Source organism: Chryseobacterium urinae (assembly GCF_030518295.1).
GTDB classification, from domain to species: domain Bacteria; phylum Bacteroidota; class Bacteroidia; order Flavobacteriales; family Weeksellaceae; genus Chryseobacterium; species Chryseobacterium mucoviscidosis.
Window position 1 is genome coordinate 22,345 of the sequence record NZ_JAULSJ010000014.1, and the last position, 19,391, is coordinate 41,735.

Here is a 19,391-nt window from a genome sequence, read left to right on the forward strand (position 1 = left end):
CAACAAATAAAAACATCAGAAATTATGAAAACAATGATCACCTTTATTTTCGTGTCCTTTCTCTTGGTTTCCTGCGTCAGAGAAAGCACTGCAACAGAAGATTTAATGGAAATGGCTCCTGAAAATTCGGTCTTAAAATATTCCGGAGATTTTATGCAGGGACCTTACGGAAATAACGTTAACGGAAAAGCGGAAATCTATGAAAAAAACGGAGTCTTCACATTGGTTTTAAATGAAAACTTCACCATCAGCAACGGTCCGGATCTTTACGTGTATGTAAGCAAAGAACAGCAGCCATCGCAATTTGTTTCTTTAGGTAAGCTGAAGTCTGTGAACGGCGGACAAACCTACACTTTTACGGATTCAGTAAACTTCGATGAGTACAAATACGCAGTCGTTCATTGTCAACAATACAATCATCTGTTTTCTTACGCTCTATTAGAAAAAAAATAACATTACAAATATGAAAAACTATATCAATTGGGCATTACGATTAATTCCCGCCCTAATTTTACTGCAGACTTTATTCTTCAAATTTACAGCCCATCCGGATTCTGTCGCCATTTTTTCCCAACTTCACGCAGAACCTTTCGGAAGGATTTTTTCAGGAGTATTGGAACTCATTACGGCAGTTTTAATTCTGAACCCTAAAACCACTTTTTGGGGAACCGTTCTGGGACTTGTAACGATGATTGGAGCAATTGCCTCACACATTTTAATTCTGGGAATCGATACCAATAACGATGGCGGAAAATTGTTTTACCTTGCGCTTACCGTTTTTGTTTTCTGTGTGATTCTTTTAATTAAATTTAAAAAAGGAAAGTATGAATAAAGACCAATCGGTTTATGCGATCTTACACGAGATCCTTACCGAACAACAGAATTTACTGAGAAAAGTTTCGGCAAAAATGTACACTCAGAGTATTCCTTCTCTGGACGGTTCTACTATTGGCGGTCACACAAGACATATTATTGAGTTTCTGGAAATTTTACGGAACTCTTATCATACGAATCAGATTAATTATGACGAAAGACAGAGAAATCCGGAACTGGAACAGAATCCTGAAAAGGCGATAGAAATTATTTCCGAAATACTTTTCAGCATTAATTTGCCCAACAAAAATTTGACAATGCATCAAACCGTGGGAACTATTTCTTTGGAAATTCCGACCAATTTCTTTCGGGAACTTTTGTACAATATTGAGCATTGCATCCATCATCAGGCGTTGATAAAAGTGGCTTTTAACGAAATTAAAATGAGTCATCTTCTCAACAAAAATTTCGGAATTGCCCCTTCAACAATTCAATACAGAGAAACCCAAAATTTAAACTAAATGTGTACTGTAACGTATTTTCCGCTTAAAAATAAAATTGTTCTGACTTCCAACAGGGACGAGAAACCCAATCGTTCTGCACAGGAAATTCATCGTGAAAAAGGTATCTTTTATCCGAAAGATGCCACCAAAAATGGAACTTGGTTTGCGGTTTCAGAAAACGGAAATGTCCTCATTTTATTGAACGGTGCTTTTGAAAATCATCCGGTAAAAAAGGAATACCGAAAAAGCCGAGGATTAATTGTTTTGGATTTAATGAATGAAGAAAACATTTTCAACGCTTTACAATTTATTGATTTAGAAAACATTGAACCTTTTACGCTGGTGATTTTTCAGGAAAAACAATTGGCAGAATTTCGCTGGAACGGAACCGAAAAACATTTTAAAAGATTAGACGCTCATCTTCCGTACATCTGGTCTTCCGCAACTTTGTACGATGCAAAAGCACAGGAAAAAAGAAGGGAAATTTTCAAGGAATTTCTGCAAATCGAGCCGATTTCCGAAGAAGATATTTTAGATTTCCACCATCAGAAAACCGATGATTTGGAAAACGGAATTACCATCAAAAGACAAAATACGATACAAACCATCAGTACGACACAGCTCGTTATTTCCGATGAAATGACACTGAAACATTATGACCGACTGACCCCAGATTCAAAACCCGAAAAAATTTCCCTCAAAAATGAAACTCAAACATCGCCTTCATAAAATTGCACATTGGGAATACTGGTCTACTTTTTCCATTTATCTGCCGCTTTTTCCTGTTTGGCTGTACTGTGCATATAAAGCAAGAACGCTTTTGTTCTTCCACGGAGCGAATCCTTCCATAAAATACGGCGGAATGGCAATGGAAAGCAAAAAAGAAATCTACGATCTGATTCCCGAAAACTGGATCCCGAAAACAGTTTTTGCGTCTTCAGAAATTTCATTTAACGAAATTTTATCTGAATTAAAATCACAAACCATCAATTTCCCCGTTATTGTAAAACCCAATATCGGATTGAAAGGTTTGGGCGTTGTTCAGGTTGAAAATGTAAACGAACTGGAAGATTATCAAAAAAACAATGCCTGTGATTTTTTAATTCAGGAAAAAATAAATTATCAGCATGAAGTCGGGATTTTTTACCACCGTTTTCCCGACGAAAAAAAAGGAAAGATCACAGGAATGGTGAAAAAAGAATTTCTTTCCGTAAAAGGAGACGGCAGAAAAACGTTGAGAGAACTAGTGATGGAAAATCCCAGAAGTGCCTTCCAGATCAAAGCCATAGAACAGAAAATGGGAAGCGAAATGCAGAAAACAGTTCCTGAAAACGAAGAAATAATTCTGATCCCGTTCGGAAGCCATACGAGAGGCGCAAAATTTATTGATATTTCAAGTGAAGTTACCGAAAAGTTAGAACAAAAAATAGATGAAATCTGTACCAAAGTGAATGGCTTTTATTTCGGAAGACTGGATGTGATGTTTGAAAATTTGGAACTTCTAAAAGAGGGAAAGAATTTAAAAATAATCGAAATAAACGGTGCTAAAAGCGAACCAACGCATATGTACGATCCGAAACACTCCTTATTTTTTGCATGGAAAGAAATTGCAAAACACTGGAACATCATGGCAGAAATCAGCAGAAAAAACCACGAAACCGGATTTCCTTATCTGGATATAAAAGAGGGATTTTCTGCGCTGAAAAACAATCTTGCCATAGAAAAAAGGCTGAGGAAGATTTCTTCGGTTGATTAATCTGCAAAAAACAGTTACTTTTGTAGTAAAGTATTTACATAAAATTACAATATGAGATTCTCTTCGATTTATAAAATTCCGTTGCTGCTTTTCTTTTTTATTACGCTTGCAGTTTCGGGACAAATCAAAAATCCTGTAAAATTTAAATTTACAATCAACGAATTAGGCGACAATCAATACGAAGCCGTCCTGAATGCCACCATGGAAAGCGGTTGGCATATTTACTCCAAAGACATTCCGGAAGATACGGGAATTCCTACCGACTATAAGGTTTCAGGGAAAAACATCGAACTGATCGGGAAATTTACCGAAGTGGGTAAAAAGCATGAAGAATTTTCTGAGGCTTTCGGCGGAAAAATTATTTTCTACTCCAACACGGCAGGTTTCAAGCAGAAATTTAAGCTGAAAGACGGAACAAAACCGGGAGACGTTGTTGCTGAAATTACGTATCAGACTTGTGACGACAGAGTCTGTCTTGCTCCGAACACATTGGAATTCAACAAACAGGTTACGCCAAAAGGTGCGACTGAGGAAGTAAAAACCGATGAAAAAACAACGGCAAAAGATTCTTTACAGCCTGTTGTGGATACGTTGGGTAATGTTGTTCAACCTGCTGTTCCAACTGCAGAAACCCAAAAACTTGATCCTAAAAATTTAAAAATAGAATCCATTAATTTCCAAAAACCATTAACGGACTGCGGAACAGGATCATCAAAAATCAGCGAAAACTACTGGACCTATCTGCTGTTAGGATTTATCGGAGGTTTAATTGCCTTGTTAACGCCCTGCGTTTTCCCGATGATTCCTTTAACGGTTTCGTTTTTCACCAAAGGAAATAAAAATCCGGCAAAAGGAAAAAGAGATGCTTTGATCTATGGGTTTTTCATTCTTTTGATCTTTGTTTTATTAAGTGTTCCTTTCCATTTAATTGATGGAATTGCGGGAAATATCTTCAACGAAATTTCAACCAATGTCTGGCTGAATATTGCGTTCTTCATCATCTTTATTTTCTTTGCAGGAAGTTTCTTCGGCTACTATGATATTACTTTGCCAAGTTCTATTGCCAATAAATCTTCAAAAGCGGAAGAAGCGGGTGGAATTATCGGGATTTTCTTCATGGCTTTAACGCTGGTTATCGTTTCTTTCTCCTGTACAGGTCCTATTTTGGGAAGTTTACTAGGAAGCGCGATTACGGGCTCTGCTAATGTTCCGATGCTGCTTACTTTTGCTTTGGCAGGATTCGGATTGGCTTGGGCAATCGTTTTCGGTTTGCTGGCTTTATTTCCGCAGGCATTGCAAAGTCTTCCAAAATCCGGAGGCTGGATGAATACCGTAAAAGTTGTTTTAGGTTTCGTGGAACTGGCTCTTGCTTTAAAATTCTTATCCAAAGCAGATCTGGTTTCTAAAACATTCTTAATTAAAAGAGAACTTTTCATCGGAATCTGGATCGTTATAGCCATTGGTTTAGCCATTTATTTATTCGGATTAATCAAATTTCCGCATGACGACAAGAAACCTAAAATTTCTGTTACCAGAAAAATTTTAGGGGTTTTAGGAATTGGTTTTGTGGTGTATCTGGTTCAGGGATTAATTCCTTCTGACAGACCAAAACTGCAATTATTAAGCGGAATTTTACCTCCGTTAAATGTAAGTTATTTCCATGACGAAAAAGACGGAATTCTGGGAATGCATCCTGAACACGATTTCTTTACCGCTATTGAATTAGCGAAAAAAGAAGGCAAACCGATCTTAATTGATTTCACGGGTTACGGATGTGAAAACTGCCGAAAAATGGAAGAATTTGTGTGGAGCGAACCGGATATTTTACCGATCCTTCAAAACGATGTTGTTCTGGCTTCTCTTTATGTGGATGATAAAGAAGAACTTCCTGAAGATCAGAAAACAAAAATCGATCTTGGTGACGGACAGGTGAAAAAAGTAAAAACGATCGGTGACCGATGGAGTCTTTTCCAGCAGGTGAATTTTAATAATAATTCCCAGCCGCATTACGTTTTATTAACGCCGGACGGAAAAGTAATCAACACCCCGGTTTCAGGATATATGGAGAAAGAAAAATTCAAAAAATTCCTTGAATGTGGTGTAAATTATTATAAACAGAATAAATAATATATTCAATTCTCATAAATCAGCCTTATCAGTTTTTCTGGTGAGGCTTTTTTAATACTTTTTTTTAAATAATCTAATTTGGATGAGTTTCATTTAAACGCAACGATCACAAGATTTAACATAACTATGTTTTTATTTTTAGTTCGCAAGGGCACTTCGTTCAGCAAATGATAGCATAAAGCCATCGCTGAGTGAAACGCCCTTGCGAACGGAAAAGTATTTTCAAGTTATTCAAAAACTTTCCGAACGTTGCGTTTAAATGGGACTCATCCTGATTAAAAAATCACGGAGATTTAATATAACTATGCTTTTTTATTTTTGGTTCGCAAGGGCAATTCGTTCAGCGAATGATAGCACAAAGCCATCGCTGAGTGAAACGCTCTTGCGAACGGAAAAGTATTTTCAAGTTATTCAAAAACTTTCCGAGCATTGCGTTTAAATGGGACTCATCCTGATTAAAAAATCAGGGAGATTTAATATAGTTTTGCTTTTTTATTTTTGGTTCGCAAGATACTTCGTTCAGCGAATGATAGCACAAAGCCATCGCTGAGTGAAACGCCCTTGCGAACGGAAAAGTATTTTCAAGTTATTCAAAAACTTTCCGAGTATTGCGTTTAGATGAAAGTTATCCTTATTAAAAAATCAGGTAATCATAAAAAACGATTGATATAGATAATTATTAAACGCAACGATCACAAGATTTAACATAACTATGTTTTTATTTTTGGTTCGCAAGGGCACTTCGTTCAGCAAATGATAGCATAAAGCCATCGCTGAGTGAAACGCCTTTGCGAACGGAAAAGTATTTTCACGTTATTCAAAAACTTTCCGAGCATTGCGTTTAGATGAAACTTATCCTTATTAAAAAATCAGGTAATCATAAAAAATGATTGATATCGATAATTATTAAACGCAACGACGACAAGATTTAATACAACTATGTTTTTATTTTTGGTTCGCAAAGGCACTTCATAGCACAAAGCCATCGCTGAGTGAAACGCCCTTGCGAACGGAAAAGTATTTTCACGTCATTCAAAAACTTTCCGAACATTGCGTTTAAATGAAACTCACAATGATTAAAAATCAGGTAGTCATAAATCAAATATTTATTATAAAAACTCCTTATCAGCGTTTTCTGTTGATAGGGCTTTTTTAATGTATTGATTTTAAACATATTTAAATTCAAACAATAATTAAAATGTTAAATTAATACCATTTTTAAAATTTAGGTATAAACTTTGTATTGATTCCAAAACAAAAATAGAGATACAACACCCTTTATTGAAAATTGTTTAACATTTTAAAAACTATTAATTATGGCTGAAGTTATTGCACAAGAGAAGCAGGGAGGAAGCAAACAAAGAAAAAAACTGATCCGAGTTGACATGACTCCAATGGTAGACTTGGGATTTTTACTCATCACCTTTTTTATGTTTACCACGAATTTTACAAAACCTAATGTAATGGATTTAGGACTGCCTGCGAAAGATCCACATCCAGACCCAACGCACAAACCCGTAATAAAACCTTTAAATCAGGTTACCTTTATTTTAGGAAAAGATAACAGAGTATTTTATCATCAAAGCTTTAAAGAAGGATTAAATACAAGTAATTTAAAAGAAACAAATTTCAGTGGAATTAATATCACTAAAATTATTTCGGAAGCCTACAATAACGCTCCAAATAAGGAAAATTTCACCATTATCGTTGAACCTACAGATGACGCAAATTATAAAAACTTTGTAGATGTTCTGGATAACATCGCTATTTCGAAAAAAGAAAGATATGGAGTTACCGACATTAAACCTTGGGAAAAGAAAGTTTACGAAGAATTAATCAGATAAAATAAGAAGGGCATTTTTAAAATGCTCTTTTTTATTTATAAATTTCTTTTAAAAATGATTAAAAAAGCAATATTCATAATTCTCTGCTCTACCGTATTTTTAAATGCTCAAATAAAAGATACTGTAGAGCATCATAATCTTTCTTTACACTTTAATAAACACAATCATCTTTATAAAGTATAAACACACAGAACAATAAAGAGTTTAATGGTTGGGGATGGTACGAAAATAAAGAATCTTCTAAAATATTTAATTATTACTTCCATAACAGATTAATGTACCGCGACATTCGGGATCTTAATAATAGAATCATCCGCAGAGAATATCCTTTAAAAAATCAAAGCAAATTGACAGTACATGAATTCTATGAAAACAATACGAGCCTGATTAAAAAGAAATATTCCATTAGTTTTATTTTTAATGATGAAGATATGCTTGAAAAGAAAAATGGAGAATATTGTGAATATTATAAGAATGGAAAAATAAAAACAAAAGGTCAATACAAAGACGATAAAAAGACAGGTAAATGGACTTCTTTTGATGAAAATGGAAAAATGCTTTAATTAGTCAATACACTGAATCGATTTTAAACTTAGTCTTGTATTTTTTATTTACTTTTGAGTATAATTTATTCATTAATGAAAAACTTTTTAACCGCATTTGTTTTAGTCGCTTTTGCTGTTTCATGCTCCAAAAAAGAAGCAACTTCTACTTCCGATAAGACCGACAGTACAAAAATCATCGATTCTATTAACGCGGCGAGAACAAAAATCAACGACAGCATAAAATCTAAAAATCATTTTAAAGATTTCAGCGGGTCTCACAAATTCACTCACAGTTCAATAAAAGGTTCCGGAACTATCACATTTAAAAAAATTGATGGCGAAAAAGACCATTATAATGTTTCAGGAGATATCAAGTCAGGAAAAGACTATGTAACTATTCATGGTTTTATGGCTGTAGTTTCCGAAAAGCATATGAATTTTACAGGAGGTTTATCCGAAAGCATCAGTGAAAATGAAAATGGGAAATTATATATAAGGCAAGGCTCTACAAAAACCTTCCTGTCTAAAGACGCCGGAAAAACATACCGACTTCAGGATATGGTAAATGGTTCGGGATTTGTTGAATATATTGACATTCACTTTTAATTACTGAAATATGTTAAACTTCGAGAGAAAAGGAAACGGAAAAGAAACTTTGGTTCTGCTTCACGGCTTCATGGAAAATCTTTCTATCTGGAGCGATATGGAGCCTCATCTTTCCGACAATTTTTCATTGTTAAAAATTGATCTTCCCGGTCATGGACAATCTGAAATCATTGCGGAAGTTCAGACGATGGAACTGATGGCGGAAGAGGTAAAAAAAGTTTTGGATCATGAAAATATAACCAAAATCCACTTACTCGGACATTCGATGGGAGGTTATGTTTCTCTGGCTTTTGCAGAAAAACATCCTGAATCTCTGAAAAGTTTAACTTTATTTTTCTCCACGTATTTTCCGGATGATGATGAAAAAAAAGAACAGCGCATCAAAAGTTACCGCATCATCAAAGATGCTTTCGCGCATTACGCAAGAGCGGGAGTTCCGAATCTGTTCAATCCCAATGAAAAAGATATTCTGGAAGGAAAAATAGAAACTGCTCTGGAAGTTGCCCTTTCTACGAATAATCTCGGAGCTTTGGCATCTGTAAAAGGAATGGTGGAACGAACGGACAAAAAGCACATCATGGAAAATCTTGAGGCAAAAATTTTGGTTCTTGCCGGAAAACACGACAACGCGGTGAAAACCGAAACCATGATTAAGCATCTTCCCGACCGCACCAACATCAAATCCTACATTCTCGATTGCGGACACAACGGACATTGGGAAAAGCCAAAAATCTGCGCAGAGATCATCAATACAGAGCTTCTTCACAATATGCCGAAACATTTGGTCTTTTAGTATGTTGGATTTTTTCTCTTTCAAAAAAAAGAAACCCGTCATCGGTCTGACTCTTTCAGGCGGAGGAATGCGCGGAATTGCTCACATTGCGGTTTTAAAGGCTTTGGAAGAGTACGATCTGAAACCGGATATTATTTCAGGTACCAGTGCAGGATCAATTGTAGGAGCTTTTTATTCTTTCGGGAAATCTCCGGATGAAATGATGGAAATTGTTAAACAGACTACTTTTTTTTCGAGGTCTTATCTTAAACTTTCCAAAAACGGAATTTTCAGCTCTAAATTTATTCTGAAACTCTTCACCGATCATTTTCCTGAGGATGATTTTAACATTTTAAAAATTCCTTTGTATGTTGCCGCCACTGAAATGACGCACGGAATTGTAGATTTTTTCTCGGAAGGTGAACTTTTCATCCCGTTATTGGCTTCTTCGAGCGTTCCTTTTGTTTTGCCTCCGGTAAAAATTGGCGAAAAAATTTATGTAGACGGCGGTGTTTTAGACAATCTTCCGATTGAACCCATTGTAGACAAATGCGATTTCCTGATTGCTTCCCACGTGAATTCCATCAGCTACGACAGTCTGGAAAAAATGAGCTTAATGAAGGAATTTGACCGGATTTTACACTTGGCCATCGCAAAATCTGTATATTCCAAAGCCAAGACGTGTGATATTTTTCTGGATCCGCCGAAGATGACGAAATTCAGTCTTTTCAACAAAAAATTCTTAGATATTATGTTTCAGGAAGTTTATGAATACACTTGTAAAGAGCTTGAGGAAAAGGGATATTCGAGGAGTTAGAGTTTAGGGTTTGAGGGTTTTAGAATTTTAGAGTCTTAGAGTTACAGCGTTGAGAGAGTTTTAGTGTTGAGAGTTTTTAGAATGTGAGTGTTATTGTGAACAATCTGAAGGTTTGTGAATGTAGTTCGAACGACGAAGCCATCTCTTTAAAAGAAATTTAAATTCTGCGTTGATTATTTTCAGGATTTAAAATCAATAAAATTCAGATTCTTCACTACACATCTTGTTATAAATGACAAATACGCAGCTTTCTCAGCCTTAAACTGAACCTCAATCTCAGCCTAAACTTACAAACTCTCCTCTCCTTCTATTTTCACTTTGAATGTTTCAATGGTCCCCTGCAAAGATTCGTAAGATTTTCCTCCGGCTGCATTGATGTGACCTCCTCCATTGAAATATTTTCTTGAGAACTGATTCACATCCATATCATCCTTACTTCTGAAAGAAATTTTAATAAAATCTTCATACAGATCTTCCATGAAGAACGCTGCCATTTTTACGCCTAAAATACTTAGACCGTAATTAACAAAACCTTCTGTATCGCCTTTTTGGAAGCCATATTCCTTCAGTTCTTCCCTTGTTAAATAAAGAACAGCCACTTTTCCGTCTTTTACCACTTCTATTCTTCCTAAAATCAGGGCTAATAAATGAAGACGGGAAACGGTATTGGTATCCCATGTATTGGAGGTAATCATTGCAGGATCTGCTCCGTGCTCGATGAGATTGGCAATAATTCTGTGCGTGGTTGCACTTGTAGAACGGAATCTGAAACCTCCTGTATCCGTCATAATTCCGGTATAAAGACATTCTGCAATATCATTATTCACAAGATTTTCATCATTCATCGCTTCTATGAAGTGATATACCATCTGACAGGTCGCTGGAATTACGGTATCGGAATAAACAAAATCAAATTTCTCAGGCTGCTGATGATGGTCGATAAGAATCTTTTTTGCTCTGGAATTCGTAAGCCAGTCTCCCAAAATCCCGATTCTGGAAGGTGCATTGAAATCCAGACAGAAAATAACATCTGCTTCATAAATAAGATCGGAAGCTACTTTTCTTTTGTAGTCTGCAATCAGAACTTTTTTTGCTTCAGGCATCCATTTCAGAAACTTCGGAAAATCGTTGGGAACGATTACCTCTGCATGAATTCCTTTTGCTTTCAGATAATGTTTTAAACCAAGGCTGGAACCAATAGCATCGCCATCCGGATTATAATGGGTAAGAATTACAATTTTATGCTCCGGAGTAAGTAACTTGTTGATTTCTAAAAGTTCTGCTGGTGTAAACATCATGATGTTTATTTTTTCTTTAAATTTGAGTTTCCAAAGATAGAGCTTTTAAACAAATCATTGTGCATTATTTTACAATATCGGGAAAGTACGCATCCCGTCGGCATTTGCAAAGAATGCATGAAAAAACAGTGTAATTTTTTTAAAAAAAGATTTGTAAAGTTTGCAACTTTTAAAAAATTCCATATCTTTGCAACCTGAAAATTAATAGATAATTACGATTTAAACATATAGTAATGAGTAAAAGAACATTCCAGCCATCAGAAAGAAAAAGAAGAAACAAACACGGTTTCAGAGAAAGAATGTCTACGCCAAATGGAAGAAGAGTTTTGGCTGCGAGAAGAGCTAAAGGCAGAAAGAGTTTAACTGTAAGTGCTTCACGCGCTAAGAGATAATCTTTTTATTATCATATACAAATCGTGCTTGAAAAGTAGTTTTTCAGGCATTTTTTGTTGTTAAATTTTCCCAAAATTTAGGTTATTTATTCTTCTTTTTCCTATTTTTAAAATCTGAAAAAATTTTAAGAAAAAGTACTTTAAAACTGAATTATGCCACATACAAATATCGCCGGAGACAATATCATCAGCTTACAGCACGCGAAGATTGCCCAAAAAAACTTCACGGTTCTTTCTGATGTGAATCTGAACATCAAAAAAGGAAGATTCTGCTATCTTATCGGGAAAACAGGTTCCGGAAAAAGTTCCCTGCTGAAAACTTTGTACGGGCATATTCCTTTAGCTTCCGGACACGGTGCAGTGGTAGGTTTTGACCTTGCCAAACTGAGAGCTTCAGACGTTCCGAACCTGAGAAGAAAATTAGGAATTGTTTTTCAGGATTTCCAATTGCTTTCTGACAGAACGGTTGAAAAAAACCTGAAATTTGTACTGGAAGCAACAGGATGGAGCGATAAGACAAAAATGGAAGACCGCATTAACGAAGTTCTTGGCAGTGTAAACATGAAAAGCAAGAAGCACAAAATGCCACATGAACTTTCAGGAGGAGAACAACAGCGTGTTGCTATCGCGAGAGCGCTTCTTAATCATCCGGATCTTATTCTTGCGGATGAGCCTACAGGAAACCTTGACCCTGAAACCTCCAATGAAATCATGACTTTACTAAAGCAGGTTGCCCTTGAAAACGAAGCCGCCGTAGTTATGGCAACACACGATTATCATATGATCCAGAATTTCCCGGGTGAAGCCATAAGATGTGAAGACGGAAAAGTTTCCGTGCTTGATACTGCAGAATTATTTGAGTAAAATTTAAACCATTAAGGACATTTAAGAAGTTAAGTTTCTTTAAAAAAATCAAATAGATTTTTAAAGCGGAAAAGTACTTAATATTCTTAATTCCTTAACAATTACTTAATGGTTTATAATATTCTTATTTCCTAAAAACATGAAACTCTTTGGTGAGTTCAAGATATTGGTCCGAGTATTGTCTCGGACTTTTTTCTATGGTAAATTCGAGTTCTTCATAAGATCGCTCGTTTAAAGAAAATTCAAGAATCAGTCTTTTTGTTTTTGAGTTTTCAATGCCTTTAACATTGATTTTTTTAACTAAAAACAACTGATTTTCACTTGCAATCTGAATAAAATCGTTTCCGGCTTCAACAGGAATAATGACCGAAAATATTCCTTTTTCCGTTAGTAAAGAAGATGATTTTGAAATGAGCTGTCGGAAATTTAATTCCACAGTCTGCCTTGCGATTTTATCTTTTTCAGAGCCGGAAGCTTCAAAATATGGCGGATTGGAAACAATCAGATCAAATTTTTCTTCGGATTCGAAATATTTAAAGTCCTGATGAATATTTTTTAATTGTGAAGCAAAAGGTGAATTTTCAAAATTAAGTTTGGTGAGATGTGCCGCTTCTTCATTAATATCAATTCCTAAAAATTTGGCATCTTTATTTCTCTGCGCCAACATCATCGAAATTAATCCGGTTCCTGTTCCGACTTCCAGTACTTTAGAAGCGTTATCAACACAAGCTAAAGCACCCAGCAAAACACCGTCCGTTCCTACGCGAAAGACGTTTTTAGACTGCTGAATTTCAAATTGTCTGAATGTAAAAGGCTTCACTATAAATTTGTCGGTAATGTGATGGTAAAAGTCGATCCTTTTCCAACTTCGGATTTCACGGTGATTTCTCCTTTGTAATCTTCCACCATTTTTCTTACCATGGAAAGACCAAGTCCCATTCCGCTGTTTTTTGAGGTGAAATTCGGTTCAAAAATCCTTTCGTAAATATTTTCAGGAATTCCGATTCCGTTATCCTGAACAGAGATCATTACACGTCTCTGATGCTGTTCCAGATCTACATTGATGATTAATTTTCTTTCATCACTTTCCGCCTGTCTTGCATTCGTTACAAGATTGGTAATGATTCTGGACAGATAAATCCTGTCCATATTGATCATGATATTGCTTTTATTGGAATGCATGAAGATGCTGTCATCATTAAATACACGGAGAATATCTTCCACCTCAGTGTTCAGATTGATGATTTCATTATTTTTTTCAGGAAGTTTGGCAAATTCCGAGAATGCAGAAGCAACGGTAGCAATCAAATCGATCTGATCGACCATGGTTTTGCTCATCTGCTTTACTCTTTCTCTGATATTAGGATCTTCGGGATCAAATTTTCTTTCAAAATTCTGAATGGTCAGTTTCATCGGTGTTAAAGGATTTTTTACCTCATGCGCAACCTGTTTTGCCATTTCTCGCCACGCTTCTTCCGAAGCTTTAAAACGAAGTCTTTCCTTCTGATCCTGAATCTGGAGAATCATTCTGTTATACGCTCTTGCCAAAGCATTCAGTTCGTCATTTTTATAGTAACGGATCGGGCGCATTTCATTTTCAAACAATGTAATGCGCGTAATCATATCCGAGAATTTCGTAATATTTTTTGCCAGGTTGTTGGACATCACCCAGCTAAACCATACGCTGAATAAAATCAATAAAACATCTACAAGAACAATATACTTTACATAAACGTTTAAGACATCAAAATAAGCTGCTTCATCATGATAAAGCGGAATGTATACGATCCCTATAGGTTCTAAATCATTATTTTTCAGTAATAAATATGAAGAGGTAAGAACCGCATCTTTACTGGCATCATACCCTTTAATATCCACCCTTGCTTTGGTTGCCAAAATACGGTTGAGAATATTTAAAGGAACAGGTTTTTTATACTCCGAATTTCCTTCTACACTGGAAAGAAGGTAATTTCCCTTTAAATCATAAACAACAACAGGATGTTTGTTAATATCGGCTATCTCATATATTTTATTATCCAGAAGCTCAGGAAGATCTCTCGTTTTTACACGTGTCCTGCTCAGTTCATAATCCAGATAGCTCATTACAGTACCCGTCTTATTCTGCATATCAATCTCACTCTGTTTTTCGTAATTTTCTTTCAAAACAAAGTATGGAACCAGCGAAGAAGCGACAACACTTAAAAGACAAACCAATAAGAAACCGAAGAACACACGGTTCCTTAAGCTATATCCTTTATATATATTAATTGACATCCGCTATTTTTTAATTAACCTAGCAATATACTTACCAATTATATCAAATTCCAGATTAACTTTATCTCCAATTTTTAAATATTTCATATTTGTGAATTCCCATGTATACGGAATGATCGCTACAGAAAACTGCGTATCCTCGCTTTTTGCCACCGTTAAACTGATCCCATTCACTGTAATTGAACCCTGCGGAACAGTTACAAAATTTCCGTTATCTTCATACTTCATGGTAATAAAATAACTTCCGTCTTTATTCTCAATGTTCACCACTTCCCCAGTTTTATCAACGTGTCCCTGAACAATATGCCCATCCAGTCTTCCGTCCATTTTCATGCAGCGTTCAAGATTCACCACGGTTCCTTCCTGCCATTTTCCAAGATTTGTTTTTTCTAAAGTTTCATTGATGGCGGTTACCACATAACGGTCTCCTTCGATTTTCACAACCGTAAGACAACATCCGTTGTGTGCAAGACTCTGGTCGATTTTCAATTCATTGGTAAACGGGCATGTTAAGGTAAAATCTATATTGCTTCCGTTTTCTTCGATCTTCTCAATTACTCCAACTGCTTCAATAATTCCTGTGAACATATTATTTTTTGCTAAATTTGTAAAATTATAATGTTCAAAGATAATCAAAATGAGCCCAAAAAACCATAAAGTACGAGTAGGAATTTCAATTGGAGATTTCAACGGCATCGGTCCCGAAATCATCATGAAATCTCTTGCAGACAAAACCATTACGGATTTTTTCACACCTGTAATTTTTGGTTCGGGAAAATTATTTACCTATCAGAAAAATATTTTTAAGTTAAATTTAAATTTTAACTACATCACCGAAGCTTCGCAGGCTCAGGCAGCAAAACTGAACATGGTGAATCTGGTAAAGGAAAATTCGATGGTAGAACTGGGAACACCTACTGAAGAATCCACCAAAATGGCGATCGATTCTCTGGAAGCGGCTACCGACGCTTTACTGAAAGGGGAAATTGATGTTTTGGTTACCGCACCGATCAACAAAGATGAAATGGTAAAAATGGGCTTTAAACACGCTGGTCACACAGGATATTTTGAAGAGAGATTCAATAAAAAAGGATTGATGTTTCTGGTAACGGAAGATCTTAAAGTGGCGGTTTCAACGCATCATATTCCGATTGCACAGGTTGCAGAAAATATTTCCAAGGAAAAGATAAAAAAACAGATCCGGGTTTTAAACCAGACGCTGATTGAAGACTTTAATATTACCCGACCTAAAATCGCAGTTCTGGGCTTAAATCCTCACGCAGGAGACGGCGGAGTAATCGGAAAAGAAGAAATTGAAGTTATTGCTCCGGCAATCAAAGAACTTTCCGATAATGGAGTTCTGGCTTTCGGGCCTTTTCCGGCAGACAGTTTTTTCCAGCCCGGAAAATACAAGAGCTTCGATGCTGTTTTAGCCATGTATCACGATCAGGGACTGGCTCCGTTCAAAACTCTGGCGTATGAAGAAGGCGTAAATTATACGGCAGGACTTCCATTCATCAGAACATCTCCGGATCATGGAACAGCTTATGATATTGCAGGAAAAAATGTTGCCGATCCACAGAGTTTTACAGAAGCAATTTTCACTGCCATTAAAATTTTCAGAAACAGAACGGAATACAATGATCTGATGAGCAATCGTCTGCAGCCAAGAAAAATGGCAGTAGACAACGGAATAGACGAAGATCTGCCGGATGAAACTGAAGGATAAATCTTTAATAAAGATTTTAAATTAATTTGTTAGAAATTTTATTTGTTATTATAAAAAAATTGCATATTTTTGCACACTCATTTTATGGACAAGTTAAGAAACTATGACGTAAGCTTTTCCGGGTTAAAAACCGGCAAGCACGAGTTCAGGTTTGAGATAGATAAAGAGTTCTTTCAATTATTTGACACTGAACAGGAATTTACAAATCCTAAAATTGCGGTGGATGTCTTATTAGATAAGCATTCTACCTTTTTAGAATTTGAGATCAAAGTAAAGGGAACGGTAGAACTGGTTTGTGATATTTCGAATGAAAATTTCGATCATCCTATTGAAAACCAGATCAAAGTTTTGGTAAAATTCGGGGAAGAGTATGATGACAGCGAAGAAGATGTAATCACGATCCCGACTTCAGATCATGCGTTTAATATCGCTCAGCTGATTTACGAAAACGTAGCTCTTTCCATTCCGATGAAAAAAATTTCACCGAATATAAGCGAGGATGATCTTGCCATTCTGGAAAAGTTCAGCCCGAAAGAAATTCAGGAAGAAGAGGAAGAACATGAAAGCGACCCAAGATGGGACGCACTAAAAAATTTGAAGAATAAAAATTAAATAGTTTAATGATGAGATGATGAATCTCATCGCTCATCAATTAAAAAAGTTATTACAAAATGGCACATCCAAAGAGAAGACAGTCGTCTACAAGAAGAGATAAGAGAAGAACTCACTACAAAGCTGTAGTTCCTCAATTAGCTAAAGATGCAACAACAGGAGAGCTTCACCTATACCACAGAGCTCACTGGCATGAAGGAAAACTTTACTACAGAGGTAAAGTAGTATTGGAAAAAGAAGTAGCATCTACTGAAGAAAACTAAGAGTCGATTTTTCCTCGAAAAACACTCATTTTAATACAAAAACCGCCCGATTTTGATAAAATTTGGCGGTTTTTTGTTGTTTTTTATGTTTTTTTGGTATCTTTGGAACAAAATCAAATATCAATTTTATGGACATTAAAGACATACAAAATCTTATTAAGTTTGTATCTAAGGCAGAAGTTTCTGAAGTAAAGTACAAAACTAAAGATTTCGAAATCACTATTAAAACTCCATTAGCTGGAAGTGAAGTTGCTTACGCTCAACCTGCGGTTTACCACACTGCTCCACAACAGGTAGCTGCTGCTCCTGCACCGGCTGCAACTCCGGCTGCTGCACCTGCTGCAAGTACAGAAGCTGCTTCTGACGACAGCAAATACGTGACCATTAAGTCTCCAATGATCGGAACTTTCTACAGAAAGCCATCTCCAGACAAAGACGTGTTCGTAAATGTTGGTGATGAGGTTTCTAACGGAAAAGTAGTTTGCGTTATCGAGGCAATGAAATTATTCAACCAGATCGAATCTGAGGTAAGCGGAAAAATCGTTAAAATTTTAGTAGACGATGCAACACCTGTAGAGTACGACCAACCTTTATTCTTAGTAGATCCATCTTAAGGAATTTTAGATTAAAGATTATAAATTTTAGATGAAGCTTTTCATTTAAAATAATTTAAAATTCAAAATTTATAATTTAAAATTTCGGAGAGATGTTCAAAAAAATATTAATAGCCAATCGTGGCGAAATTGCAATGCGTATTTTACGTACTTGTAAAGAAATGGGAATTAAGACCGTTGCGGTATATTCTACTGCAGATAAAGACAGTCTTCACGTAAGATTTGCTGATGAAGCGGTTTGTATCGGTCCGGCAATGAGCAAAGATTCCTATCTAAAAATTCCTAATATTATTGCTGCTGCGGAAATTACCAATGCAGACGCTATTCACCCAGGTTACGGTTTCTTATCTGAAAACGCTAACTTCTCCAGAATCTGTCAAAAGAACGGTATTAAATTCATCGGTGCGACTCCTGAGCAAATTGAAAAAATGGGAGACAAAGCAAATGCTAAGGCAACCATGAAAGCAGCAGGTGTACCTTGCGTACCGGGTTCAGACGGTTTGATCGAGTCTTATGAAATCGCTGCAACAACTGCTGAGGAAATTGGTTATCCTGTGATGATCAAAGCAACTGCAGGTGGTGGCGGAAAAGGGATGAGAGCCGTTTGGAAAGCAGAAGACCTTAAAGACCACTGGGAATCTGCAATTCAGGAAGCTGTAGCGGCATTCGGAAATGGAGGAATGTACATGGAAAAACTGATCGAAGAGCCAAGACATATCGAAATTCAGGTTGCGGGAGACCAATTTGGTAAAGCTTGTCACCTTTCTGAAAGAGACTGTTCGGTTCAGAGAAGAAACCAGAAACTTACGGAAGAAACTCCTTCTCCTTTCATGACGGACGAACTTCGTGAAAAAATGGGAGAAGCGGCTGTAAAAGCTGCAGAATTTATTGGATATGAAGGGGTGGGAACTATCGAATTCCTTGTAGACAAGCACAGAAATTTCTATTTCATGGAAATGAATACAAGAATTCAGGTAGAGCACCCTATCACCGAGCAGGTTATCGATTATGACCTGATCAGAGAACAGATTCTTCTGGCTGCAGGAACTCCGATTTCAGGAATCAATTATTATCCGAAATTGCATTCAATTGAGTGCAGAATTAATGCGGAAGATCCTTACATGGATTTCAGACCTTCTCCGGGGAAAATCACAGGATTAAACATTCCTGGAGGACACGGAGTAAGAGTGGATACGCACGTTTATTCAGGATATACAATTCCTTCTAATTACGATTCTATGATTGCAAAATTAATCACAACGGCTCAGACGCGTGAAGAAGCGATTGCAAAAATGAGAAGAGCACTGGAGGAATTCTACATTGAGGGTGTAAAAACAACAATTCCTTTCCACAGACAACTGATGGATAATGAGGATTACCTTTCAGGAAACTATACTACAAAATTCATGGAGGATTTTGTGATGGACAGAAAATATGATAATCACTAAATTGATTATCTAAAATATTTGAACCGCCTCATTTTTTGGGGCGGTTTTTTATTAAAATCAAAACGAAAAGATATTTAAACTGTAATTGATAAGTGATTGGAATAATAATTTCTA

Annotated in this window: 22 protein-coding genes; 18 read left to right on the forward strand and 4 right to left on the reverse strand. The window is 36.2% G+C overall.

Annotation, left to right across the window (positions count from 1 at the left end; all coding sequences use genetic code 11):
- Positions 1-24 precede the first annotated feature (24 nt).
- The 11 genes from QWT87_RS10690 to QWT87_RS10740 all read left to right on the forward strand — a co-directional run bounded on the left by QWT87_RS10690 (position 25) and on the right by QWT87_RS10740 (position 9,783).
- Entirely contained in the window at positions 25-453 is a 429-nt protein-coding gene (locus QWT87_RS10690; protein ID WP_302716050.1) for a DM13 domain-containing protein, read from the forward strand.
- Positions 454-463: 10 nt separating this feature from the next.
- Positions 464-832 carry a DoxX family protein gene (locus QWT87_RS10695; protein WP_302716051.1) on the forward strand — a complete coding sequence of 123 codons (369 nt, stop codon included), beginning with the start codon at positions 464-466 and terminating at the stop codon, positions 830-832.
- Positions 825-1,334, forward strand: coding sequence for a hypothetical protein (locus QWT87_RS10700; protein WP_076390595.1), 510 nt, complete (start codon positions 825-827; stop codon positions 1,332-1,334). The genes QWT87_RS10695 and QWT87_RS10700 overlap by 8 nt, the downstream gene beginning before the upstream one ends.
- Positions 1,335-2,045 carry an NRDE family protein gene (locus QWT87_RS10705; protein WP_302716052.1) on the forward strand — a complete coding sequence of 237 codons (711 nt, stop codon included), beginning with the start codon at positions 1,335-1,337 and terminating at the stop codon, positions 2,043-2,045. It abuts the gene before it with no gap.
- Positions 2,020-3,072, forward strand: coding sequence for an ATP-grasp domain-containing protein (locus QWT87_RS10710; protein ID WP_302716054.1), 1,053 nt, complete (start codon positions 2,020-2,022; stop codon positions 3,070-3,072). Before QWT87_RS10705 ends, QWT87_RS10710 begins: the two co-directional genes overlap by 26 nt.
- A 51-nt stretch (positions 3,073-3,123) precedes the next feature.
- The gene (locus QWT87_RS10715) at positions 3,124-5,199 is read left to right on the forward strand and encodes a protein-disulfide reductase DsbD family protein (RefSeq protein ID WP_302716055.1); all 2,076 of its coding nucleotides are present in this window, start codon (positions 3,124-3,126) and stop codon (positions 5,197-5,199) included.
- Positions 5,200-6,515: 1,316 nt separating this feature from the next.
- A complete protein-coding gene (locus tag QWT87_RS10720; RefSeq protein ID WP_302716056.1) occupies positions 6,516-7,043 on the forward strand; it encodes a biopolymer transporter ExbD in 528 nt (175 codons plus the stop codon).
- A 347-nt stretch (positions 7,044-7,390) separates the two neighbouring features.
- Positions 7,391-7,606: a toxin-antitoxin system YwqK family antitoxin gene (locus QWT87_RS10725; protein ID WP_302716057.1), complete on the forward strand. Its 216-nt coding sequence runs from the start codon at positions 7,391-7,393 to the stop codon at positions 7,604-7,606.
- A gap of 75 nt (positions 7,607-7,681) precedes the next feature.
- A complete protein-coding gene (locus tag QWT87_RS10730) occupies positions 7,682-8,194 on the forward strand; it encodes a hypothetical protein (protein ID WP_302716059.1) in 513 nt (170 codons plus the stop codon).
- A 10-nt stretch (positions 8,195-8,204) separates the two neighbouring features.
- The gene (locus QWT87_RS10735; protein WP_302716060.1) at positions 8,205-8,987 is read left to right on the forward strand and encodes an alpha/beta fold hydrolase; all 783 of its coding nucleotides are present in this window, start codon (positions 8,205-8,207) and stop codon (positions 8,985-8,987) included.
- Between the two features lies 1 nt (position 8,988).
- On the forward strand, positions 8,989-9,783 hold the full coding sequence (locus tag QWT87_RS10740) for a patatin-like phospholipase family protein (protein ID WP_256038895.1): 795 nt from the start codon (positions 8,989-8,991) through the stop codon (positions 9,781-9,783).
- 287 nt (positions 9,784-10,070) lie between these two features.
- On the opposite strand, the gene QWT87_RS10745 is transcribed toward QWT87_RS10740, so the two are convergent.
- Positions 10,071-11,078 (reverse strand): DHH family phosphoesterase, encoded by a 1,008-nt coding sequence (locus tag QWT87_RS10745; RefSeq protein WP_214591148.1) that lies wholly within the window; start codon positions 11,076-11,078, stop codon positions 10,071-10,073.
- 236 nt (positions 11,079-11,314) lie between these two features.
- On the opposite strand from QWT87_RS10745, the gene rpmH reads away from it, so the two are divergent.
- The gene (gene rpmH / locus QWT87_RS10750; protein ID WP_007843334.1) at positions 11,315-11,473 is read left to right on the forward strand and encodes a 50S ribosomal protein L34; all 159 of its coding nucleotides are present in this window, start codon (positions 11,315-11,317) and stop codon (positions 11,471-11,473) included.
- A 153-nt stretch (positions 11,474-11,626) separates the two neighbouring features.
- Complete coding sequence (locus tag QWT87_RS10755) at positions 11,627-12,337, forward strand: cell division ATP-binding protein FtsE (protein ID WP_302716066.1); 711 nt, start codon at positions 11,627-11,629, stop codon at positions 12,335-12,337.
- 124 nt (positions 12,338-12,461) lie between these two features.
- On the opposite strand, the gene QWT87_RS10760 is transcribed toward QWT87_RS10755, so the two are convergent.
- From QWT87_RS10760 to QWT87_RS10770, 3 genes are read right to left on the reverse strand one after another with little or no spacing between them, the layout of a single operon-like run.
- Entirely contained in the window at positions 12,462-13,157 is a 696-nt protein-coding gene (locus tag QWT87_RS10760; RefSeq protein WP_302716067.1) for a tRNA1(Val) (adenine(37)-N6)-methyltransferase, read from the reverse strand.
- Entirely contained in the window at positions 13,157-14,611 is a 1,455-nt protein-coding gene (locus tag QWT87_RS10765) for a sensor histidine kinase (protein ID WP_302716068.1), read from the reverse strand. The genes QWT87_RS10760 and QWT87_RS10765 overlap by 1 nt, the downstream gene beginning before the upstream one ends.
- 3 nt (positions 14,612-14,614) lie before the next feature.
- Complete coding sequence (locus QWT87_RS10770) at positions 14,615-15,199, reverse strand: riboflavin synthase (protein ID WP_116547583.1); 585 nt, start codon at positions 15,197-15,199, stop codon at positions 14,615-14,617.
- Between the two features lie 49 nt (positions 15,200-15,248).
- Here QWT87_RS10770 and pdxA point away from each other — a divergent pair, with 49 nt between their 5' ends.
- From pdxA to accC, 5 genes are all read left to right on the forward strand, one after another.
- Positions 15,249-16,340: a 4-hydroxythreonine-4-phosphate dehydrogenase PdxA gene (pdxA, locus tag QWT87_RS10775; protein ID WP_302716072.1), complete on the forward strand. Its 1,092-nt coding sequence runs from the start codon at positions 15,249-15,251 to the stop codon at positions 16,338-16,340.
- 84 nt (positions 16,341-16,424) lie between these two features.
- Entirely contained in the window at positions 16,425-16,952 is a 528-nt protein-coding gene (locus tag QWT87_RS10780) for a YceD family protein (protein WP_302716073.1), read from the forward strand.
- A 59-nt stretch (positions 16,953-17,011) separates the two neighbouring features.
- Positions 17,012-17,215 (forward strand): 50S ribosomal protein L32, encoded by a 204-nt coding sequence (gene rpmF / locus QWT87_RS10785; protein ID WP_076390581.1) that lies wholly within the window; start codon positions 17,012-17,014, stop codon positions 17,213-17,215.
- 128 nt (positions 17,216-17,343) lie between these two features.
- A complete protein-coding gene (gene accB, locus QWT87_RS10790) occupies positions 17,344-17,829 on the forward strand; it encodes an acetyl-CoA carboxylase biotin carboxyl carrier protein (protein WP_116098646.1) in 486 nt (161 codons plus the stop codon).
- A gap of 92 nt (positions 17,830-17,921) precedes the next feature.
- On the forward strand, positions 17,922-19,277 hold the full coding sequence (gene accC / locus QWT87_RS10795; protein WP_076390579.1) for an acetyl-CoA carboxylase biotin carboxylase subunit: 1,356 nt from the start codon (positions 17,922-17,924) through the stop codon (positions 19,275-19,277).
- The last annotated feature ends 114 nt before the right edge of the window (positions 19,278-19,391 follow it).

Bases quoted from the DNA above. Each gene is read 5' to 3' on its own strand.
- QWT87_RS10690 (WP_302716050.1), top strand. From the start codon at position 25: ATGAAAACAATGATCACCTTTATTTTCGTGTCCTTTCTCTTGGTTTCC.
- QWT87_RS10695 (WP_302716051.1), top strand. From the start codon at position 464: ATGAAAAACTATATCAATTGGGCATTACGATTAATTCCCGCCCTAATT.
- QWT87_RS10700 (WP_076390595.1), top strand. From the start codon at position 825: ATGAATAAAGACCAATCGGTTTATGCGATCTTACACGAGATCCTTACC.
- QWT87_RS10705 (WP_302716052.1), top strand. From the start codon at position 1,335: ATGTGTACTGTAACGTATTTTCCGCTTAAAAATAAAATTGTTCTGACT.
- QWT87_RS10710 (WP_302716054.1), top strand. From the start codon at position 2,020: ATGAAACTCAAACATCGCCTTCATAAAATTGCACATTGGGAATACTGG.
- QWT87_RS10715 (WP_302716055.1), top strand. From the start codon at position 3,124: ATGAGATTCTCTTCGATTTATAAAATTCCGTTGCTGCTTTTCTTTTTT.
- QWT87_RS10720 (WP_302716056.1), top strand. From the start codon at position 6,516: ATGGCTGAAGTTATTGCACAAGAGAAGCAGGGAGGAAGCAAACAAAGA.
- QWT87_RS10730 (WP_302716059.1), top strand. From the start codon at position 7,682: ATGAAAAACTTTTTAACCGCATTTGTTTTAGTCGCTTTTGCTGTTTCA.
- QWT87_RS10735 (WP_302716060.1), top strand. From the start codon at position 8,205: ATGTTAAACTTCGAGAGAAAAGGAAACGGAAAAGAAACTTTGGTTCTG.
- QWT87_RS10740 (WP_256038895.1), top strand. From the start codon at position 8,989: ATGTTGGATTTTTTCTCTTTCAAAAAAAAGAAACCCGTCATCGGTCTG.
- QWT87_RS10745 (WP_214591148.1), bottom strand. From the start codon at position 11,078: ATGTTTACACCAGCAGAACTTTTAGAAATCAACAAGTTACTTACTCCG.
- rpmH (WP_007843334.1), top strand. From the start codon at position 11,315: ATGAGTAAAAGAACATTCCAGCCATCAGAAAGAAAAAGAAGAAACAAA.
- QWT87_RS10755 (WP_302716066.1), top strand. From the start codon at position 11,627: ATGCCACATACAAATATCGCCGGAGACAATATCATCAGCTTACAGCAC.
- QWT87_RS10765 (WP_302716068.1), bottom strand. From the start codon at position 14,611: ATGTCAATTAATATATATAAAGGATATAGCTTAAGGAACCGTGTGTTC.
- QWT87_RS10770 (WP_116547583.1), bottom strand. From the start codon at position 15,199: ATGTTCACAGGAATTATTGAAGCAGTTGGAGTAATTGAGAAGATCGAA.
- pdxA (WP_302716072.1), top strand. From the start codon at position 15,249: ATGAGCCCAAAAAACCATAAAGTACGAGTAGGAATTTCAATTGGAGAT.
- QWT87_RS10780 (WP_302716073.1), top strand. From the start codon at position 16,425: ATGGACAAGTTAAGAAACTATGACGTAAGCTTTTCCGGGTTAAAAACC.
- rpmF (WP_076390581.1), top strand. From the start codon at position 17,012: ATGGCACATCCAAAGAGAAGACAGTCGTCTACAAGAAGAGATAAGAGA.
- accB (WP_116098646.1), top strand. From the start codon at position 17,344: ATGGACATTAAAGACATACAAAATCTTATTAAGTTTGTATCTAAGGCA.
- accC (WP_076390579.1), top strand. From the start codon at position 17,922: ATGTTCAAAAAAATATTAATAGCCAATCGTGGCGAAATTGCAATGCGT.